The organism is Leucobacter sp. Psy1 (assembly GCF_020096995.1).
Lineage (GTDB): Bacteria > Actinomycetota > Actinomycetes > Actinomycetales > Microbacteriaceae > Leucobacter.
This window is the reverse complement of record NZ_CP083692.1, coordinates 2,501,573-2,520,825: the sequence shown is the minus strand read 5'-3', so window position 1 is coordinate 2,520,825 and position 19,253 is coordinate 2,501,573. Positions and strand designations below refer to the sequence as shown.

At 68.9% G+C, this 19,253-nt stretch carries 16 protein-coding genes, 1 tRNA gene and 1 pseudogene; 10 read left to right on the top strand and 8 right to left on the bottom strand.

Features of this window, described 5'->3' with window-relative positions; translation table 11 throughout:
• Window positions 1-86: 86 nt before the first annotated feature.
• A complete protein-coding gene (locus tag K8P10_RS11960; protein WP_224779132.1) occupies window positions 87-980 on the bottom strand; it encodes an SDR family oxidoreductase in 894 nt (297 codons plus the stop codon).
• Window positions 981-1,057: 77 nt separating this feature from the next.
• Entirely contained in the window at window positions 1,058-1,249 is a 192-nt protein-coding gene (locus tag K8P10_RS11955) for a hypothetical protein (RefSeq protein ID WP_224779131.1), read from the bottom strand.
• 198 nt (window positions 1,250-1,447) lie between these two features.
• Here K8P10_RS11955 and K8P10_RS11950 point away from each other — a divergent pair, with 198 nt between their 5' ends.
• Entirely contained in the window at window positions 1,448-2,020 is a 573-nt protein-coding gene (locus tag K8P10_RS11950; RefSeq protein WP_224779130.1) for a dihydrofolate reductase family protein, read from the top strand.
• Window positions 2,021-2,055: 35 nt separating this feature from the next.
• Here K8P10_RS11950 and K8P10_RS11945 read toward each other — a convergent pair whose 3' ends face one another.
• The 3 genes from K8P10_RS11945 to K8P10_RS11935 form a co-directional block, all read right to left on the bottom strand.
• Window positions 2,056-3,309, bottom strand: a complete 1,254-nt coding sequence (locus K8P10_RS11945) for an alpha-hydroxy acid oxidase (RefSeq protein WP_305069230.1) — start codon at window positions 3,307-3,309, stop codon at window positions 2,056-2,058.
• An 85-nt stretch (window positions 3,310-3,394) separates the two neighbouring features.
• A complete protein-coding gene (locus K8P10_RS11940) occupies window positions 3,395-4,735 on the bottom strand; it encodes an MFS transporter (protein WP_224779129.1) in 1,341 nt (446 codons plus the stop codon).
• A gap of 184 nt (window positions 4,736-4,919) precedes the next feature.
• A complete protein-coding gene (locus K8P10_RS11935) occupies window positions 4,920-5,612 on the bottom strand; it encodes a FadR/GntR family transcriptional regulator (RefSeq protein ID WP_224779128.1) in 693 nt (230 codons plus the stop codon).
• A 127-nt stretch (window positions 5,613-5,739) separates the two neighbouring features.
• On the opposite strand from K8P10_RS11935, the gene K8P10_RS11930 reads away from it, so the two are divergent.
• Both K8P10_RS11930 and K8P10_RS11925 read left to right on the top strand, forming a co-directional pair.
• Window positions 5,740-6,627, top strand: a complete 888-nt coding sequence (locus K8P10_RS11930) for an ABC transporter ATP-binding protein (protein ID WP_224779127.1) — start codon at window positions 5,740-5,742, stop codon at window positions 6,625-6,627.
• On the top strand, window positions 6,624-7,490 hold the full coding sequence (locus K8P10_RS11925) for an ABC transporter permease (RefSeq protein ID WP_224779126.1): 867 nt from the start codon (window positions 6,624-6,626) through the stop codon (window positions 7,488-7,490). Before K8P10_RS11930 ends, K8P10_RS11925 begins: the two co-directional genes overlap by 4 nt.
• A 13-nt stretch (window positions 7,491-7,503) precedes the next feature.
• Here K8P10_RS11925 and K8P10_RS11920 read toward each other — a convergent pair whose 3' ends face one another.
• Window positions 7,504-9,057, bottom strand: coding sequence for a peptide MFS transporter (locus K8P10_RS11920; protein ID WP_224779125.1), 1,554 nt, complete (start codon window positions 9,055-9,057; stop codon window positions 7,504-7,506).
• 85 nt (window positions 9,058-9,142) lie between these two features.
• Here K8P10_RS11920 and K8P10_RS11915 point away from each other — a divergent pair, with 85 nt between their 5' ends.
• The 3 genes and pseudogenes from K8P10_RS11915 to K8P10_RS11905 all read left to right on the top strand — a co-directional run.
• The gene (locus tag K8P10_RS11915) at window positions 9,143-10,510 is read left to right on the top strand and encodes a sensor histidine kinase (protein ID WP_224779124.1); all 1,368 of its coding nucleotides are present in this window, start codon (window positions 9,143-9,145) and stop codon (window positions 10,508-10,510) included.
• Window positions 10,507-11,154 carry a response regulator transcription factor gene (locus K8P10_RS11910; RefSeq protein ID WP_224779123.1) on the top strand — a complete coding sequence of 216 codons (648 nt, stop codon included), beginning with the start codon at window positions 10,507-10,509 and terminating at the stop codon, window positions 11,152-11,154. The genes K8P10_RS11915 and K8P10_RS11910 overlap by 4 nt, the downstream gene beginning before the upstream one ends.
• 50 nt (window positions 11,155-11,204) lie before the next feature.
• Window positions 11,205-12,893: pseudogene (locus K8P10_RS11905) on the top strand (amidase); the annotation flags it as partial.
• A 435-nt stretch (window positions 12,894-13,328) separates the two neighbouring features.
• On the opposite strand, the gene K8P10_RS11900 reads toward K8P10_RS11905, so the two are convergent.
• A complete protein-coding gene (locus K8P10_RS11900) occupies window positions 13,329-13,925 on the bottom strand; it encodes a MarR family winged helix-turn-helix transcriptional regulator (protein WP_224779121.1) in 597 nt (198 codons plus the stop codon).
• 133 nt (window positions 13,926-14,058) lie between these two features.
• On the opposite strand from K8P10_RS11900, the gene K8P10_RS11895 reads away from it, so the two are divergent.
• The 3 genes from K8P10_RS11895 (at window position 14,059) to K8P10_RS11885 (ending at window position 16,614) form a co-directional block, all read left to right on the top strand.
• Window positions 14,059-14,130, top strand: a tRNA-Gln gene (locus K8P10_RS11895).
• Window positions 14,131-14,192: 62 nt separating this feature from the next.
• Window positions 14,193-15,632: a bifunctional UDP-N-acetylglucosamine diphosphorylase/glucosamine-1-phosphate N-acetyltransferase GlmU gene (glmU, locus tag K8P10_RS11890; protein ID WP_224779120.1), complete on the top strand. Its 1,440-nt coding sequence runs from the start codon at window positions 14,193-14,195 to the stop codon at window positions 15,630-15,632.
• 4 nt (window positions 15,633-15,636) lie between these two features.
• Window positions 15,637-16,614, top strand: coding sequence for a ribose-phosphate diphosphokinase (locus K8P10_RS11885; protein WP_224779119.1), 978 nt, complete (start codon window positions 15,637-15,639; stop codon window positions 16,612-16,614).
• 262 nt (window positions 16,615-16,876) lie between these two features.
• Here K8P10_RS11885 and gndA read toward each other — a convergent pair whose 3' ends face one another.
• Window positions 16,877-18,325: an NADP-dependent phosphogluconate dehydrogenase gene (gene gndA, locus K8P10_RS11880; RefSeq protein WP_224779118.1), complete on the bottom strand. Its 1,449-nt coding sequence runs from the start codon at window positions 18,323-18,325 to the stop codon at window positions 16,877-16,879.
• 278 nt (window positions 18,326-18,603) lie between these two features.
• Between gndA and K8P10_RS11875 the strand changes: the two genes are divergently transcribed.
• Complete coding sequence (locus K8P10_RS11875; protein WP_224779117.1) at window positions 18,604-19,212, top strand: 50S ribosomal protein L25/general stress protein Ctc; 609 nt, start codon at window positions 18,604-18,606, stop codon at window positions 19,210-19,212.
• Window positions 19,213-19,253 lie beyond the last annotated feature (41 nt).

Genomic DNA, 19,253 nt, shown 5'->3' with positions numbered 1-19,253 from the left:
ATCCTGACGCTGCCTCGACCCTGAGCGGTCACGCACCTGGGGCCGGGACGCACGATGCGCCCCGGCCCCACGTCATGCGTGCTCGATCAGGGCGAAGGCGTTCCGCCGTTCACGTTGAGGGTCTCACCGATGACGTAGCTCGACTCGGGCGAAGTGAGGAACACGTACGCCGGCGCCAGTTCGGTCGGCTGACCGGCGCGGCCCAGCGGTGTGTCCTTGCCGAACTCGGGAAGGGCGTCCTTCGGCTGCCCGTCGGACACCTGGAGCGGAGTCCAGATCGGCCCGGGCGCGACCCCGTTGACCCGGATACCGCTCTGCGCGAGCGACTGCCCGAGACCCTTGGTGAAGTTGTTGATCGCCGCCTTGGTCGAGGCGTAGTCCAGCAGGTGCGGTGACGGGTTGTAGGCCTGGATCGACGTCGAGTTCACGATCGTCGATCCCGGAGGCATGTGCGGGACCGCGGCGTGGCTGACCCGGTAGATGGCGTGGATGTTCGTCTCGAAGGTGTGCGCCCACTGCTCCTCGGTCAGATCCTCGAAGCGTTCGACGGCGATCTGCCTGCCCGCGTTGTTCACGAGCGCGTCGAGCCCGCCGAGCGCCTCGACGGCCTGCTTCACGAGTTGCGTGCAGAACGCACTGTCGGAAAGATCTCCGGGGAAGAGGAACGCGCGGCGGCCCGCGGCCTCGATGACGGACTTGATCTCCTGCGCATCGGGTTCTTCGTCGGGAAGGTACGAGAGTGCGACGTCAGCGCCCTCGCGGGCGAAGGCGATCGCCACGGCGGCGCCGATCCCGGAGTCGGCACCGGTGATGAGCGCCTTCCGCCCCTCGAGTCGTCCCGTTCCGCGGTAGGAGTCGTGGCCGCGATCCGTCTGGGGTTCGAGATCTCGATCGAGTCCAGGCTCAGGCTGGTGCTGCTTCGGCGGGGAGATGCTGGGGTAGCGCGTGACGGGATTCTGGAATGTCAGCTGATCGGTCATCACTCCACACTGGAACGGCTGAGGGGTCGTGTCCACCCTGTTGACACGACCCCTCAGCGATTCACAGACCCGCCGGCTCAGTAGTGGGCGGGCGGATCGCTGCTCGGGAACGACTCCTCGCCCCACTCGTCTGCGAGCTCGTCGTCGTGCTGGACCGTCTTGTCGTGCTCGGCGCGCTTCTGGTCCTCCGTCGTACCCGGACGCTCGGCCTGGTCGTCGCGGGCCTCCTCTGGCACACCGTCAGGGGTCTGGGTCGAGTCGTTGCTCATGTCGCACCTCCATCGTCGAAGCGGTCGTCGACGCGGCCATCCCGGTCGCGATCCGCACTGACACTGAGCGTACCGGTGCGCGGACCGGGAAGTCACCCTGGGAGTCTCGCGTTCGCCGTCGGGGAACGGGTCCACGTGAGCGAGCCATCCGTATGCTGGGGGAGTGTGGTTCATGGGTGAACGGCCGGAGGAGGAATCATGGGCAAGGTGGTCTGGGGATTCACCAGTTCACTCGACGGGTTCATCGCGGGGCCCGGGCACGACATGTCGTGGATGGCGGTGGCTGAACCGCTCGCCGAGGGGACCACGGAGTCGCTGGCGTCGCGAGTCGCCGTGATCGTCGCGGGGCGTACCGGGTACGACGCCGCGCGTGAGCAGGCCGACATCCGCGACGAGACCACCGCAGAAGCGTACGGCGGGGCCTGGACCGGGACGGAGATCATTCTCACCCATCGCCCCGAGGAGCTCGCGGACGACCCGAGCGTGGTCGCGATGTGCGCCCCGATCACCGAGGTGATCGCCCACGCTCAGACGCTCGCGGGTGATCGGGACGTGCAGATCATCAGCGCCGACATCGCGCGGCAGGCGCTCGAGCACGACCTCATCGACGAACTCCAGGTCTTCGTCGCCCCCGTTTTCCTCGGAGACGGCACGCGCATCTTCGACGTGTCGGGCGGTCGGAGAGTGGACTGGGAGCTGGACGCGATCGACGAGGCGAACCCGCGCAGCTTCGGGCGCACCTACCGGCCGAAGCGGAACTCCGCCGAGTGAGGGCCGTGCACGCTGAGTGAGGCCTGCCTAGCCGCTCAGGCGAACTCGTGAGCGTCGTGCCCGGCGACCGGGGTGAGGCGACGGAGCTGGGTGACGTGCCGCGGTTCGAGCTCCTCGAGCGAGGCGACCCCGAGCAGCGTCATGGTGCGCTCGATCTCGGTGCGGAGGATCTCGATGGTGCGGTCGACGCCCGCCCGCCCGCCCGCCATGAGCCCGTAGAGGTACGCCCGCCCGATGAGGGAGAACTTCGCGCCGAGGGCGACGGACGCCACGATGTCGGCACCGTTCATGATGCCCGTGTCGACCATCACGGTGGCGTCGCGGCCGACCTCGCGCACCACCTGGGGGAGGAGGTGGAACGGCACGGGCGCGCGGTCGAGCTGGCGGCCGCCGTGATTCGACAGCACGATGCCGTCGACGCCGTCGTCGATGAGGCGCACGGCATCAGGGAGATTCTGCACCCCCTTCACGACGAGCTTGCCCGGCCACATCTCGCGAATGATCTTGAGGTCCTCGTACGAGATCGTCGGGTCCATCGCCGAGTTCAGCAGTTCGCCGACGGTGCCACCCGTGGTGGAGAGCGAGGCGAACTCGAGCTTCGGCGTGGTGAGGAAGTCGACCCACCACCAGGGGCGGGGGATCGCATTGAGGATCGTGCCGACCGACAGCTGCGGGGGAATCGAGAACCCGTTGCGCTTGTCGCGCAGCCGCGCCCCGGCGATCGGGGTGTCGACGGTGAACATGAGGGTGTCGAACCCGGCCTGCGCCGCCCGCTCGACGAGACCGTAGGAGATGTCGCGATCCCGCATGATGTAGAGCTGGAACCAGTTCCGCCCCTCGGGGTTCGCCGCCCGGACGTCCTCGATGGAGGTCGTGCCGAGCGTCGACAGCGTGAACGGGATGCCAGCCGCTCCCGCCGCGCTCGCGCCTGCGACCTCGCCCTCCGTCTGCATGAGCCTGGTGAAGCCCGTCGGAGCAATGCCGAACGGCATCGCCGAGCGGCCGCCGAGGATCTCGGTTGAGGTGTCGACCTGGTCCGCCGGCTTCAGCACGTCCGGGTGGAACTCGACATCCTCGAACGCCTGGCGTGCGCGACGCATCGAGATCTCGCCCTCGGCTGCGCCGTCGGTGTAGTCGAACGCGGCGGCGGGGGTGCGGCGCTTGGCGATCTTCCGCAGATCCGCGATGGTCAGCGCGGCGTCGAGCCGGCGCTTCTTCCCGTCGAGCTGCGGCTTCTTGAACTGCATGAGCTCGAGGAGTTCTGCGGGCTTCGGGAGCTGGCGCTGCATGATGCTGGTCCTTTCGGGAGCGGTGGTCGGAGCGGTCGTCGGGTGCGAATGGTCGGTGCGGGGGATCGGGTCTGCACGTGCGGAATCAGACCACGGGGGCTTCCACGGTCTGGGGAGCGCTATCGGACTCCACGTGGGCGACGCGCGTGATGAAGCACGACGCGATGATCGATATGCCCGCGCACACGCCAACGTACACCGCGATCGGCCACCACTGCCCGCCGCTGATCTCGAGGAGCCATGCGCCGATGAGCGGAGCGGTTCCGCCGAAGACGGCGGCGCCCAGCTGGTAGCCGAGCGATGCTCCCGTGTAGCGGACCTCCGGCGCGAAGTTCTCCGCGATGAGCGTTCCGAGAATCGCGTTCACGCTGCCCCAGAGGAATCCGAAACCGATGGTGGTCGCGACGAAGAGCGCCCACGTCTCGCCGGTGTTGAGGATCAGGTAGTAGGGCACCACGAGCACGATGGTCGTGATTGCCGACCACCGGTAGAGCAGGGCGCGGGAAACCCGGTCGGAGATGCTGCCGAAGATCGGCATCCAGATGGTGGCGACGAGTGCCGCGGCGGCGACCGCCAGGAGCACCACGTTGTCGCGTGCGCCGAGAATGCCGGTCGCGTAGGCCACGACATAGGTGCCGAAGATGTAGAAGGGGCCGGTTTCGGCGGCCTTCGCGCCGATCGAGACGAGGACGGCGCCCCAGTGCTTCGTCACGACCTCCTTGATGGGGAGCTTCAGTCGGGCGCCGGTCTCGCGCACGCGCCGGAACTCGGGGGTCTCGTCGAGGCCGTTGCGGATCCAGAGGCCGATGAAGACGAGCACGATGCTGGCGACGAAGGGTACACGCCAGCCCCAGGTCATGAACTGTCCGTCAGGCAGCTGGGTGAGCAGTGCGACCACGCCGGCGGCGAGGAGCATGCCGAGGCTGATGCCCATCTGCGGCACAGCGCCGTACAGGCCGCGGCGGTGCTTCGGCGCGTACTCGTAGGCCAGCAGCAGAGCCCCGCCCCACTCGCCGCCGATGCCGAGGCCCTGGAGGATGCGGAAGCAGATGAGCAGGATCGGAGCGGCGACGCCGATCGCCGCGTAGTCGGGGAGGAGGCCGATCGCGACGGTGCCGCCGCCCATGAGGGTGAGCGTGATGAAGAGCGTTTTCTTGCGGCCGATGCGGTCGCCGATGTGCGAGAAGATGACGCCGCCGAGTGGGCGGAAGAAGAACGTCAGCGAGAACGAGACGAACGCGAGCATGGTGGAGACGAACTCGCTGTCGCTCGGGAAGTAGAGCTTGTTGAAGACAAGGGCGGCGACGGTGCCGTAGACGAGGAAGTCGAACCACTCGATGACGCTGCCGCTCAGGCTGCCGAGGAGGACGCGATAGTTGAGTTTTTCGGTGGGCTGCGCGGTGTTCGGGGGTGCGGGTGTGGTCACGGTTCTCTCCTGTGAGAAGTGTTCGTCGATGAACGGCCGAGGTGATGCGGGTGAGGACGAAGTCCAAGGGTTGTGGTCAAACCATGTGGTCAGACCACAAGGAGTGTACGTCGCGATTCCCGAATCCGTCAACTCCCCGCGTGGCGGAAGCCGAGACCGCAGACGGCGGTGCTCCGGCGCGCGCTCAGGCCTCGGGCGCGGAAGCCGTCTCCTCGTAGTACCCCCGGATGTGGGCGCGGAGCTGCTCCGTCGCGCGCGCTGCGTCGCCGTCGCGGAAGCTCTCGAAGATGGCGCGGTGCTCGGCTCGGAGCCGTATCGCGGTCCGTTCCCAGTCGGGGAGCGAGCGGGCGCGGGCGAGTGTGTGGTCGGCGATGGCGGTGCGGAGCGCGTCCATGAGGGTGCTGATGAGCGGGTTGCCGGCCGAGCGCGAGAGCGCGATGTGGAACTCTGCATCGAGCTGCAGGAACTCGGGGACCGGCAGGCCCGGCTCGTCCATGAGGGTGAGCACCCGCTCGGCATCGCCCCACTCCGCGCCGTCGTGGTCGGCGTGCGCGGCGGCCCAGGTCTCGAGCAGCAGACGGACCTCGTACACATCGGAGTGCTGCACGTGGCTTGTGGCGAGTTGCAGGTTGAGCGCGAGCGTGAGGGCCTGTTCGGGAGCGGCGGTGACGACGGTGCCGGATCGGGGGCCTGACCCCGTCGAGGTCCGGATCGTGCCGAGCGCCTCGAGCACCCGCAGGGCTTCGCGGAGCGAGCCTCGGGAGACCTGCAGCGTCTCGGCGAGCGCACGTTCGCCCGGCAGATGATCGCCGATGCGCAGGCGGCCGCTCCTGAGCTCCTCGGTCACCCAGGCCATCACCGTCTCGTGCGCCTTCATCACCCGAGATTATTCCAGGCGCGGGCGCGAAAGCTCGCATCGACGGTCCGCATCCACCGGTCGGTGGATGCGGAAATCAGTCGCTCCACCGCTGCCGCCGCGCGGCAGAGCACGGAAAGCTGGAACCATGGACACGACAGACGCCGATGCACCCGGCACCGTCCGGGTGCGCGGACTGCAGAAACGCTATGGCGACCGCGCCGTGCTCGCCGGCATCGACCTCGACATCGCGCCGGGGGAGACATACGCCTTGCTCGGCCCCAACGGGGCGGGGAAGAGCACCGCGATCGAGATACTCGAGGGCCTCAGACGGCCGAGCGCCGGTGAGGTGTCGGTGCTCGGCCGAAACCCGCTCGCCGCCCCGCGCGCCTGGCGCGGGCGCATCGGCATCGTCGCCCAGCAGACCGGCGATCTCGGTCCGTTCACGGCGCGAGAACTCGTCGCCAGGTTCCACCGTCTCTACCCGAACCCGCGTCCCGTCGACGAGGTGCTCGACCTGGTGGGGCTCACGGCGCAGGCGCGTGTGCGTGCGACGAAACTCTCCGGCGGGCAGCAGCGGAGGCTCGACGTCGCGCTCGGAATCGTCGGCCGGCCCGAGTTGCTCTTCCTGGATGAACCCACGACCGGGTTCGATCCAGATGCGCGACGTCAGTTCTGGAGCATGCTCAGCGGGCTGACCTCCGAGGGCACGGCGATCTTACTCACGACCCACTACCTCGACGAGGCCGCTCACCTCGCGGACCGCGTCGGCGTGCTCTCGGCGGGTGAGATCGTCGCCGAGGCGCCGCCCGAGGCCCTGGGTGGGCCAGAGGCCCGCATTCCCGAGGTGCGCTGGCGCGATGCGAACGGCAGGCAACGCAGCGAGCGCACCGAGACCCCTGGCGGCTTCGTTGCTCGTCTCCAGGGCGAGTGGGGCGTCGACGAGCCACCCGAGCTCGAGATCCGCCGACCGAGCCTCGAAGACATCTACCTCGACCTCATCGGCACCGATACCCATGGAGGAGCCGCATCATGAACTCCACCGCCCAGCACAGCGTCACGCCGTCGCATGCGACGAATGCGCGGCCACGGGGGATCCTGCGCGTCGGCCTTGACGCGACCGGGCAAGAGCTCCGCGCCTACTTCCGAACACCTGACACGGTCTTCTTCACGTTCCTCTTCCCGGTGCTGCTGCTCGGCATCTTCGGGGTGGCCTTCGAATCGTCTGGCGACGTCGGTGCGCGGCCAGACGGCTCAGGGGGCATCTCGATGGCGGCCTACTATCTGCCTGGCATGATCGCCGCCGGCCTCCTGCTCACCGGGGTCCAGAACCTCGCGGTCGACATCGCGAGAGAGAAAAGCGAGGGCTGGCTCAGGAGGCTCGGCGGCACGCCGATGTCGCCCGTGAGCTACTTCATCGGGAAAGCGGGCCTGGTGCTCGTCACCTCGCTCGCACAGCTCGCGCTGCTTCTCGTCTTTGCCGTCGTCGTCTTCGGCATCGCACTGCCCGACGACCCGGAACGCTGGCTGCGCTTCGCCTGGCTCTTCCTGCTCGGAATCATGACGATGACGCTGCTCGGGATCGCGCTCTCCGCCGCACCCCGCTCGTCGCGCAGCGCGACCGCCGTGGTGCTGCCGATCGTGCTGATTCTGCAGTTCATCTCCGGCGTCTACCTGCAGTTCAGCATGCTGCCCGAGTGGCTGCAGAACATCGCGTCGCTGTTCCCGCTGAAGTGGCTGGGGCAGGGCATGCGCAGCGTCTTCCTCCCCGAGCACTTCGCCGGGGCAGAGACGGGTGGCGACTGGGACCTCTGGCTCGTCGCGGCGAATCTTGTCGGATGGCTCGTCGTCGGCCTGGTGATCTCGCTGCTCACGTTCCGGTGGGTGCGGCGATCGTGAGACCGTCGGCTGCCTACCGGCTCGCGGTGGACGTCAATCCAGCCCCGAGTGCTCGGAGCAGAGGCCGAGCCGCCACCAACAGGATCGCGGCGGAGCACACCGCGCCGCCGCCGATGAGCGCGAAGAACCAGAGCTCGGGGAGTCGGGTGTACAGCGTGGCGAACAGCGCCGAAAGGGTCGATCCGGCACCGAGCGTGAGAATCTTCAGGGCGACGAGCTGGGTCGCGAATCGTTCTGGCGCGATCCGGGTGACCACCGAGAACCCGATGGGTCCGACGAAGACTTCCGAGACGCCCGCGATGACGAGCGCGACGACGATGAGCCAGGGCGACACGGTTCGGCCGGGGGTGAACGCGATCGAGATCAGCAGCAGATACGCGACGCCGATGCTGCCGAACCCGAGGGCGAACTTCTGGATCGGCGGCAGCCTCCCGATCCACCGCTCCTTCCAGGCACCGGCGACGAGCGGGATCACGAGTACGAGTGCCACCGTGCCGATGACGGCGAACCAGCCCTCGGGAAAGGACCAGGCGCCGAGATCGAGGTCGACGCGCGTCGACACGATGAGGGGAACGGTGGTGAAGAGTTGCAGGTAGAAGCCGTAGTAGCACGTCTCCGCCAGCCAGACGGGGAGGTACCCGCGGACGCGGGTGCGCTCGGCGCGACTCAGGTGCTGCGATCGGAGCATCACCGTGAAGTACGCGGCGGCCGCGATCGCGATCACGGCCCCCACCACGACGCTCAGATTGTCCGCGCGGACGACGCGGAGTGCGACCAGCGCGCCGAGCACCGCTGCGCCGAGTGCACCCCAGCCGAGGGCGGCGAGGAGTCCCGCGCGGTGGATCGGGTTTGGCACGATCGCGGTCTCCGCTGGAAGACCGCGCATCCGCACCACGTACTGCACCAGTGCGATGGTCATGCCGACCGCTGCGGCGCCGAACGCCCAGTGGAAGCCCGCGCTCGACTGCAGCCATCCGGTCGCCAGCGGGCCGAAGATCGCACCGAGATTGATCGAGAGGTAGAAGTACGAGAAACCGGCGTCACGCGCGCCTCGCGACCAGCCCCCGAAGAGGATGCCGATGATCGAGGTGATGTTGGTCTTCAGCAGTCCGGTGCCGATCGCGATGCAGCTGAGTCCGGTGGCGACCCCCGCGATGCCGGGCAGCAGTGCGAGCGCGAGATGTCCGCAAGTGATCACGACGGCGCCGGTCAATACGAGTTGCCGTGCCGGAGCGACGCGGTCGGCGAGCCAGGCTCCCAGCAGTTGCGCGAGATAGAGGCAGCCGCCGTAGGCTCCGACGATGCTGACGGCGATGGTCGGCTCGAGGGCGAGACCGCCATCGGCGATCGAGTAGATGAGGTAGTAGGCGAGCACGGCCTGCAGCCCGTAGTAACTGAAGCGCTCCCACATCTCGACGAGCGCCAAGTTCCAGAAGCCGATCGGCTGCGAGGTCCCGGACCCGCGTGCCGCACCCGACCCCGCCATGATCGCCACGGTGCCGGTCGCAAAGGCGGCGTCAGCGCGCCGCTCGGGCGGTTCCGCCTGAGCGGAGGCGCGATCCTCCATCGTGTGCGTTCCTTTCGCCGGTCGCGTGCGCGAACCATCATCGCACGCGGCGGGACCTTGCGGATCCCCGTGAGAGAGTGAGACCATGAGCGCTGCACTGCGACGGTGGGACACCGGGGTCGTCGCGATCACCCTGTTCCAGTCGACGGTGGTCGTGCTCGACGGGGCATCCGGGTTCTCCTCCTCGATCGAGTTCGGGTCGGAGACCGCGCGCACCCTGCTCGTGCTCGCGCCGCTCGCCGCGTTCGTGCTCCTGTATGTCGTGCTCGGGCGCGGGGCGCTTCGCCGCGGCATCGTCGACGCGCCGATCGGGCCCCGGGGCACGGCCTTCCTCGTCCTGCACGTGGGAGTCCTGGCCTGCGCCGTGTTTCTCGCCCCCATGAACGCGATCATGCAGGCCATCGTCTATCCGCTCGTGTGGACCATCGCGAACCGGTACCGGGACGCCGTCGCCTGGTCAGGTGCGACCGCCGCGGCGATCGGTGCGGCCATGTACTCCGGTCTCGCTCTCGCGGGTTCGTCTAGCGCGTTCTTCACGGCGCTGCTCACCCTCGTCAGCTCCTTCGTCTTCGCAGTGGTGATGGGCACCTGGATCACCCGGGTCTTCGAGCAGGGCGAGCGCTTCCGTCTCGTGGCCGACCAATTGCGCGACGCCCAGGGGGAGGTCTCGACCCTCTCGGAAGCAGCTGGCGCCGCTGCCGAGCGCGAACGCCTGTCGCGCGAACTCCATGACACTCTCACGCAGACGCTCACCGGTCTCGTCATGCTGAGCGAGCAGGCCGAGCGCGCCCTCGACGCTCAAGACCCCGAGGCGGCGCGTCAGCGCATCACCCAGGTCGCCTCAGCCGCCCGCGCCGCCGTGGGAGAGACCCGGGCGCTCGTCGCCACGACGCATCCGCTCGCGGACGGCGGGCTCGAGCAGGCCATCGAACGCCTGGTGGCGCGGGTGCGCGCCGAGACCGGGATCAGCGTCGATTGCTCCGTCGAGGCGATCGACTGCGGGCGGGAGCAGCAGGTCGTGCTGCTCCGCGCCGCGCAGGAGGGTCTCGCGAACGTCCGCAAGCATGCCCGCGCGACAGCGGCCACCGTCACCCTGCGCCTCGGGGAGGATCCCGGGCCCCGGTCGGCGCCCGGCAGCACGGCGGTACTCACCGTCACCGACGATGGCATCGGTCCTGGCAGCAGCGGCCCTGACCGCATCGGCCCTGCCCGCTGGGGCGCCGACGGCGCACCAGGACCCGGCGGTGCGTACACCGCAGCGGACGCGGGCGGGTACGGCCTCACCGGCCTGCGGGACCGGGCGAGGCACGTGCGGGGAGACCTCAGCTTCGGGCCCGGACCGCATGGCGGTGCCCGTCTCGAACTCCGTCTTCCCCTCACCCCGCGCACCGACGCCCCGCACGGGGCGTCACCCGAGCCCCCGCACCCCGACGAGGAGCGTGACCCCGCATGATCCGTCTGCTCATCGCCGACGACCACCCCATCGTCCGCGCCGGCATCGTCGGCCTCTTCGCCGCGGAGCACGACTTCGACGTCGTCGCCGAGGCCCCGAGCGGAGAGGAGGCCATCGCGCTCGCCGCCGCGCACCGGCCCGAGGTCGTGCTCATGGATCTGCGCATGCCGGGAGTCGGCGGCGTCGCAGCCACCCGCGAGATCGTGGCCGCGTCGGCGGTTCGCGTGCTCGTGTTCACGACGTACGAGGACGACGACCAGATCCTGGCCGCGATCGAGGCGGGCGCGAGCGGGTACCTGCTGAAGGCGGCTCCCGCGGCCGAGCTGCTCGCCGGGGTCCGCGCAGTGGCTGCGGGGCAGACGGTGCTCGCCCCCTCGATCGCGGCGCAGCTGGTGGCGCGCGCCCAGGGTGGGAAGCCGCGGCCGCACGTCGATCCTGCCCCGCGACTCACCGCGCGGGAGACCGAGATCCTCTCCCTCGTCGCCGACGGACACAGCAACCCCGGCATCGCCGCGCACTTGATGATCGGCGAGTCGACCGTGAAGACGCATCTGCTCCACGTCTTCGAGAAGCTCGAGGTGAACGACCGCACGCGTGCGGTGACGCGTGCACTCGAGCTCGGCATCCTCCCGCGGCAGTTCTGAGCGCTACAGTGGTCTCGCACGCGTTCAGCGCGAGAGAAACGAGGAGCTCCATGACTGCCACGCCGACACCGTTCCAGCTGCTCGAGGCGAGCATCGAGCAGATCCTCGACGCCCTCGCTGCCGGACGCATCACGAGCGTGGAGCTCACCGCCAGGTACCTGTCGCGGATCGGCGCCTTCGATCGTGAGGGGATCCGTCTCAACGCGATCCCCGTCCTGAACCCTGCAGTGCTGACGGAGGCGGCGGAGTCCGATCGCCGGCGTCGCGAGGGGGCCGCCCGGCCGCTCGAGGGTGTGCCGTTCACGGTGAAGGACTCGTACATGGTCGAGGGCCTGACCGTCGCATCGGGATCTCCAGCTTTCAAGGACCTCATCGCGCAGTGGGATGCCTTCTCCGTGGAGCGCCTCCGTGAGGCAGGGGCCGTGCTCATCGGCAAGACGAACATGCCCCCGATGGCGGACGGCGGCATGCAGCGCGGCGTCTACGGACGCGCCGAGAGCCCCTACAACCCGCAGTTCCTCGCCGCGGCGTACGCCTCGGGGTCGTCGAACGGGTCGGGAGTCGCGACGGCCGCGAATCTGGCTGTCTTCGGCATGGGCGAGGAGACGGTTTCGTCCGGCCGCAGCCCCGCCTCCAATAACGGGCTGTGCGCGTATACGCCGTCGTGGGGCGTCCTCTCGATCCGCGGCAACTGGCCGCTCTTCCCGGCGCGCGACGTGGTGGTGCCCCAGACGCGCTCGATGCCTGACATGCTCCGGATCCTCGACGTTCTGGTGCAGGACGACCCCGTGACCCGCGGCGACTTCTGGCGGAACCAGGGTGTCGTCGAACTGCCGCTGCCCAGCGCGCACCGGCCGGCCACGTACCTCTCGGCTCAGGATCCCGAGGCGCTGCGCGGCAAGCGCATCGGGGTGCCGAAGATGTACCTCGGGCAGGATCCCGCGTTCCCGATCACGGTCAGGCCGTCGGTGTTCGCCCTCTGGCAGGCCGCGAGGACGCGTCTCGAGGCGCTCGGCGCGGAGGTCGTCGAGGTCGACTTCCCGCTCATCGAGCAGTACGAGGGGGATCACCCCGGCGGCGAGAACGTCGGGCGCCTCGGGGTATTGCCCGAGGGGTGGATGGACACCGAGTTCAACCACTTCCTCGCGTACGGGTGGAACGACTTCCTGCTCGCGAACGGCGATCCGTCCGTGCCGTCGCTCGCGACCGTCGACCCCGACCAGATCTTCCCCACGCCGGAGGGGGCCCTGCCCGACCGGTACGAAGAGGTCGAGGACTACGAGAACCGCTACCGGGCGACGGTGGGCCTCGCCGAGGCGGGCATCTCGGATCCGCGAGACCGCCCCGACTTCGCCGACGGGCTGCGCGCGCTCGTGCACCTGCGCGAGTCGCTTTTCGAAGAGTGGCTCGTCGAGCGGGGCCTCGACGCCGTCGTGTTCCCCGCCAACGCCGATGTCGCCGCCGAGAACAGCGACATCGACCAGGAAGCAGCGGATCATGCCTGGTCCAACGGCGTCTTCTTCTCCAACGGCAACTACGCCCTCCGGCACCTCGGCATTCCGACCGTCACCGTCCCCATGGGGCAGATGGCGGACATCGCCATGCCCGTCGGACTCACCTTCGCCGGTCCCGCGTACTCCGACCCCGCCCTGCTCGCCTACGGGTACGCGTTCGAGCACGCGGAGGAGGGGTCGCTGCGTCCTCTGCCGGCCTTCGCACCGGAACTGCCAGGCGATCGGCTCACCGCGCGCGCGGTCGGAGTAGAGGAGACCGAGGCGGCCACGGACGATCCCGCGAACTCCGGTTCGGGCCCCGAGCTCTCGCTCGAAGCCGCGCTCGACCCCAAGGAGTACCACGACGGGGCCACGCTTCTCGTGATCGCGGGGGAGGTCCGCGGTGCCGATCCGGATTCCCTCCGTGTGACCGTCAACGGCGTCCCGGTCGCCGCAACCGCAGCCGATGGGCACTGGTCGGCGACGACGGTGCTTCCGGGCGTCGTGCACCGGACCGGCCCAGGCACGAACCCGCGCTCCTCGCGCGCACTGGTCGTCGCGGTCGCCGGGGGAGCCGGGAGCGGCACCCCAGCGGTCGGTGCGTACATCGAGCTGTAGCGCGACTTCGGGTGCCCGGCCGCTTCGTCGGGCGCCGGGCCGCGTCCGGTCGTCGAGCTGCGGTCAGTGGCGGCCCTGGCCGGGCCTGCCGGAGTCGGTCACCTCTCCGGCGGTCGCCTCGGCCTGAGCAGGCTCATCGGGGTCGTTGCCCGCCGCGAGCGGGCCGAAATGCTCGACGCTCAGCGAGAGACGGCGCAGCAGGGTGGCGAGGCGATCGCGCTCGGCGCGGGGCATGCCGCCGAGCAGCAGATCCTCGGCGTCGCTGAGCCTGGTCATCGCCGCGTCCACGAGCGTCTGGCCCCTCGACGTCATCTCCACGAGCACGCCCCGGCCATCGTTCGGGTCGGTGAGGCGCCGGACGAGCTCGCGCTGCACCATGCGGTCGATGCGGTTCGTCATGGTGCCGCTCGAGACCATCGTCTGCTGCACGAGCCGCTTCGGGCTCTGCCGGAACGGATGACCGCCGCGGCGAAGCGCCGCGAGCACGTCGAACTCCCACGACGCCAGCCCCGAGCGCTCGAACGCCTGCGCCCGCGCGCGGTTCAGGTGCTTGGTGATGCGCGTGATCCGGGAGAAGATCGCGAGCGGAGCCAGATCGAGATCCGGTCGCACGGCACCCCACTCGGACAGGATCTGGTCGACCTCATCAGGCTGCTTCATAGCGTCATTATGTCGCTTCGTGCACCGAAACTCCCGATAAACCGCCGGTGCGCGCCACCTCAGACGGCACAGACGCCGGTCAGCAGACCCGGGACGAATCTGGCAAACTGTACAGGTGCCCGCGAGGGGACGATCCGCCTTAGTGTAATGGCAGCACGGCAGCCTTTGGAGCTGTAAAGTCTAGGTTCGAATCCTAGGGGCGGAGCGGCGGTCCCGAGTGACCGCGGAGCCAGCGGCTCGGGTACCCCGAAGGAAGGACCACACCACATGGCAGAACGGTCGCTCGCGGTCGTCATCCTGGCCGCAGGCCAGGGCACCCGCATGAAGTCCTCAACTCCGAAGGTCCTGCACCCGATCGGCGGGCGATCGCTCATCGCCCACGTGCTCGACGCGGCCGCTGGTCTGGACCCTCGCACCATCGTGGCCGTCGTGCGGCACGAGCGCGAGCGAGTCTCCGATGCGATCCTCGATCACGCCCCCGACACCGTCATCGTCGATCAGGACGACGTGCCCGGCACCGGAAGGGCCGTGGAGCAGGCGGTTGCCGCCCTCCCCGCAGACTTCGACGGTTCGGTCGTCGTCCTCTCCGGTGACGTTCCCCTCATCGACACGTCCATGCTCGAGCGGCTGGTCCGCGGTCACACCGACGGCGGCCGCGCCATGACGATGCTCTCCGCCATCTTCGACAACCCGACCGGCCTGGGCCGCATCTTGCGCGACACCTCGGGCGCCGTGACCGGCATCGTCGAAGAGAAGGACGCCTCAGACGCCGAGCGTCGCGTCACCGAGATCAACGGAGGCGTCTACGTCTTCGCTCGCCGCGCTCTCGAACAGGCCTTGGCCGAGATCACCACGGAGAACGCCCAGGGCGAGAAGTACCTCACCGACGCGGCGGCGCGGATCCTCTCCGTCGGCGGCGCCGTCGAAGCCGTCGCCACCGACGATCCCTGGCTCATCGCCGGCGTGAACGACCGTGCGCAGCTCTCGGAGGCCGGCCGCGAACTCAACCGGCGCATCGTGCTCGCGCACCAGCGGGCCGGCGTCACCATCCAGGATCCGCGGACCACCTGGATCGACGCCGACGTCTCGATCGAGCCGGACGTGACGATCCTCCCGGGCACCCACCTCCGCGGCGCCACGAGCATCGCGACGGGAGCGACCGTGGGCCCCGACACCACGCTCGTCGACTGCGAGGTCGGCGCCGGTGCGCACATCCGCCGCAGCGAGGCCACCCTCGCCGTGATCGGTGCGGGAGCCGAGGTCGGACCGTTCTCCTACCTCCGACCTGGCACCGAGCTCGGCGCCGCCGGCAAGATCGGCGCATTCGTCGAGACGAAGAACAGCGTCATCGGCGACGGCAGCAAGATCCCGCACCTCAGCTACGTCGGCGACGCGACCGTCGGCGCGGGCACCAACATCGGTGCCGGCACCATCGTGGCGAACTACGACGGCGTGCAGAAGCACCGCACCGAGATCGGCGACGCCGTGCGCATCGGCTCCGACAACGTGCTCATCGCGCCCGTCACGATCGCGGACGGCGTCTACACCGCCGCCGGGACGGTCGTGCGCAAGAACGTTCCTTCCGGCTCCCTCGCCCTGAATGTCGCGCCGCAGCGCAACATCGAGGGATGGGTGGCCGAGAACCGACCGGGAACGAACACCGCTGAAGCGGCCGACCGTTCACAGCACAACACGGGAGAGAAATAGAAGCATGAGCGCTATCGAGATGGCCGGGCAGAAGAAGCTGGTCCTCATCTCTGGCCGGGCATACCCGGAGCTCGCAGAGCACGTCGCCAGCGAACTCGGCGCGGAGCTCGTGCCGACCGACTCGCGCACCTTCGCCAACGGCGAGCTGTACGCGAGGTTCGGCGAGAGCGTCCGCGGCGCGGACGCCTTCGTCATCCAATCGCACACCCACCCCATCAACGAGTGGCTCATGGAGCAGCTCATCATGGTCGACGCGCTGAAGCGCGCCTCGGCCAAGCGGATCACCGTCGTGGCGCCGTTCTACCCGTACTCGCGTCAGGACAAGAAGGGTCGCGGCCGCGAGCCCATCTCGGCGCGTCTCGTCGCTGATCTCTTCAAGGCAGCGGGCGCGAACCGGATCATGACGATCGACCTGCACGCCGCACAGATCCAGGGCTTCTTCGACGGCCCCGTGGACCACCTCTTCGCCATGCCGGTGCTGATGGCGCACTTCCGCAAGACGCTCAACCGCGACGACCTCACCATCGTCTCGCCCGACATGGGACGCGTGCGCGTGGCCGACATGTGGAGCGACAAGCTGGATGCGCCGCTCGCGATCATCCACAAGCGGCGCGACCCCAAGGTTGCCAACGAGGTCTCGGTGCACGAGATCGTCGGTGACGTGAAGGATCGCTGGTGCCTGCTCGTCGACGACATGATCGACACGGGCGGCACGATCGCGAAGGCCGCTGAGGCGCTCAAGGCGAACGGTGCGCGCGGCGTGACGATCGCCTGCACGCACGCGATCTTCTCAGGCCCGGCGAAAGAGCGGCTTTCGGCGGAGTTCATCGATCAGGTCGTCGTCACCGACACCCTGCCGCTGACGGATGAGAAGCGGTTCGACAAGTTGACGGTGCTGTCGATCGCTCCGCTGCTCGCGCAGGCGATCCACGAGGTCTTCGAGGACGGCTCCGTCACCTCCATGTTTGAGGGCGCGGCCTAGCAGACAGTGCACCGCGCTGGCTGCCGGGTCGCGGCGGCGCTGCTGCGCCGGCCCATGGAGCGAAGCGCGGGGTGTCGGCCTAGCAGGCAGCGCACCGAGCCGACTGCCTCACCGTTGCGTGGAGGGTTTCGCATGTTATTCCTCCCGGAAAGCATGCGAAACCCTCCACTGAAGTCTCCGAGGGTGTTGGCCATGAGGTCGGCACCACGCGAAAGCGGGCCAGCACCCCGAGAGGCGCTGGCCCGCTTTCGCGTAGGCGGTGCTACTCCGAGATCTGCGTCTCCGAGCGATCGCCCGACCACTCGGTGTGGAAGACGCCAGGGCCGTCGACGCGACGGTACGTGTGCGCCCCGAAGTAGTCGCGCTGTCCCTGGATGAGGGCGGCGGGGAGGCGGGTCGCGCGGAGGCCGTCGTAGTACGAGAGCGACGAGGCGAATCCGGGGGCGGGAACGCCCGCGAGCGCAGCGGTGGACACGACCCGGCGCCAGGAGTCCTGAGCGCGGCCGGTGGCGTCGGCGAAGAACGGTGCGGTGATCAGCGCGACGAGGTCGGCGTCGGCACGGTACGCGTCGGCGATGCGTCCGAGGAACCGGGCCTGGATGATGCAGCCGGCGCGCCAGATCTTTGCGATCGCCGACGGGTCGATCTTCCACCCGTACTGACGGGCGGCGGTGCGGATGACGTCGAATCCCTGCGAGTAGGCAACGATCTTCGAGGCGTACAGCGCCTGCCGCACGTCCTCGACGAAGGCGTCGCGATCCTCGATCTCGACGGTCTTGCTCGGGCCGGCGAGCCGCGCCCCGGCGAGACGCTGCTCCGGGTGCGATGAGAGGCCGCGTGCGAAGACGGCTTCGGCGATGCCGCTGATGGGTGTGCCGAGCGTGAGTGCTGATTGGACCGTCCAGGTGCCGGTGCCCTTCTGGCCGGCCTGATCGAGCACGATGTCGATGAAGGGGCGACCGGTGCGCTCGTCGATCTGCCGCAGCACCTCGCCGGTGATCTCGATGAGGTAGCTGTCGAGTTCGCCGGTGTTCCACTCAGTGAACACGTCGGCGATCTCCGCGGGCTCGAGGCCCCCGACGCGGCGCAGCAGGTCGTAGCTCTCGGCAATGAGCTGCATGTCGGCGTACTCGATGCCGTTGTGCACCATCTTCACGAAGTGACCGGAGCCGTCGCTGCCGACGTGCGTGACGCAGGGCTCGCCGTCGTCGGCGCGTGCCGCGATGGACTCGAAGATGGGGCCGACGGTGGCGTAGGCCTCCTCGGATCCGCCCGGCATGATGCTCGGTCCGTTGAGTGCGCCCTCCTCGCCGCCCGAGATGCCGGCGCCAACGAAGTGCAGCCCGCGCTGGCGCATTTCATGCTCGCGGCGGATCGTATCGGTGAACTGGGCGTTGCCACCGTCGATGATGATGTCGCCGGGCTCGAAGACGGCGGCGAGCTCCTGGATGACGGCGTCGGTGGCCGAGCCGGCCTGAACCATGATGATCGCGGTGCGCGGGCGGGTCAGGCTCGCGGCGAAGTCTGCGACGGTCTCGGAGGCCACGAAGTTCGCCTCGGGGTGCGCCTCGACGAGCGCGCGGGTGCGCTCGGGGGAGCGGTTGTAGACGGCAACGCGGTTGCCCTCGCGGCTCGCGAGGTTCCGAGCGAGGTTGGCGCCCATGACGGCCAGGCCGACGACTCCGATGTTTGCTTCGGGCGTTGATGTCATGTCTGTCGTTCCATTCCGAGATAACCGGGTGCGCGGGTGCAGGGCGCGTGGACGCGCCCGTATTCACCCTACTGGGTGCGCCGCTGCCGGTCACGCCGCTCACAGTGGATCGTGTAGACTTGACCGCTGTACTTCGGCGAGGGATGCGCGAGCATCCGTAATCGACGCGGGACGGGCTGCTCCGAGCGGGCATCGCTGCCGCGAAAGTGCGAATCAACATCGAACCTGGCGGCTGTGCCGCCACCGATGGGCGCGAGCCCGTGATGAGGAGAACAACTATGAGCGAGCAGTACGAGCTCGAAGGCGCCGTCCGCGAGAGCTTCGGCAAGGGAGCAGCGCGCAAGCTTCGCGCCGCAGGCCAGACCCCGGCCGTCGTCTACGGCCACGGCACCGATCCGGTCCACGTCTCGGTGAACACCCACGCGCTCGGGCTGATCGTCCGTCACGCGAACGCGCTGATCGACCTGTCGGTCGACGGCAAGAAGCACCTTGTCCTCGTAAAGGACGTCCAGAAGGATCCGGTGCGCCAGATCATCGAGCACGTCGATCTCGTGGTGGTGCGCCGCGGCGAGAAGGTCGAGGTCGAGGTTCCGGTGCACGTGACCGGCGAGTCCTTCTCCGGCACGAACGCACTGCAGGAGCTCACCGCGCTGCGCCTGAGCGTTCCCGCGACCTCCATCCCCGATTCGCTCGAGACCTCGGTCGAGGGCTTCGAGGAGGGCACGCAGGTGCTCGCCGGCCAGATCGAGCTGCCGAAGGGTGCTGAGCTCCTCGACGATCCGGAGCAGCTCGTCGTCCACATCGTCGTGCCGCGCGCTACCGTGACCGAGGAGAACGAGGAAGGCGCTGCCGAGGAGGCCGCCTCCGAGGAGGAAGCCGCAGAGTAAGCGGTCGACGCACGTGTCTCTGGCCCGTCGGGGTGGTCGTT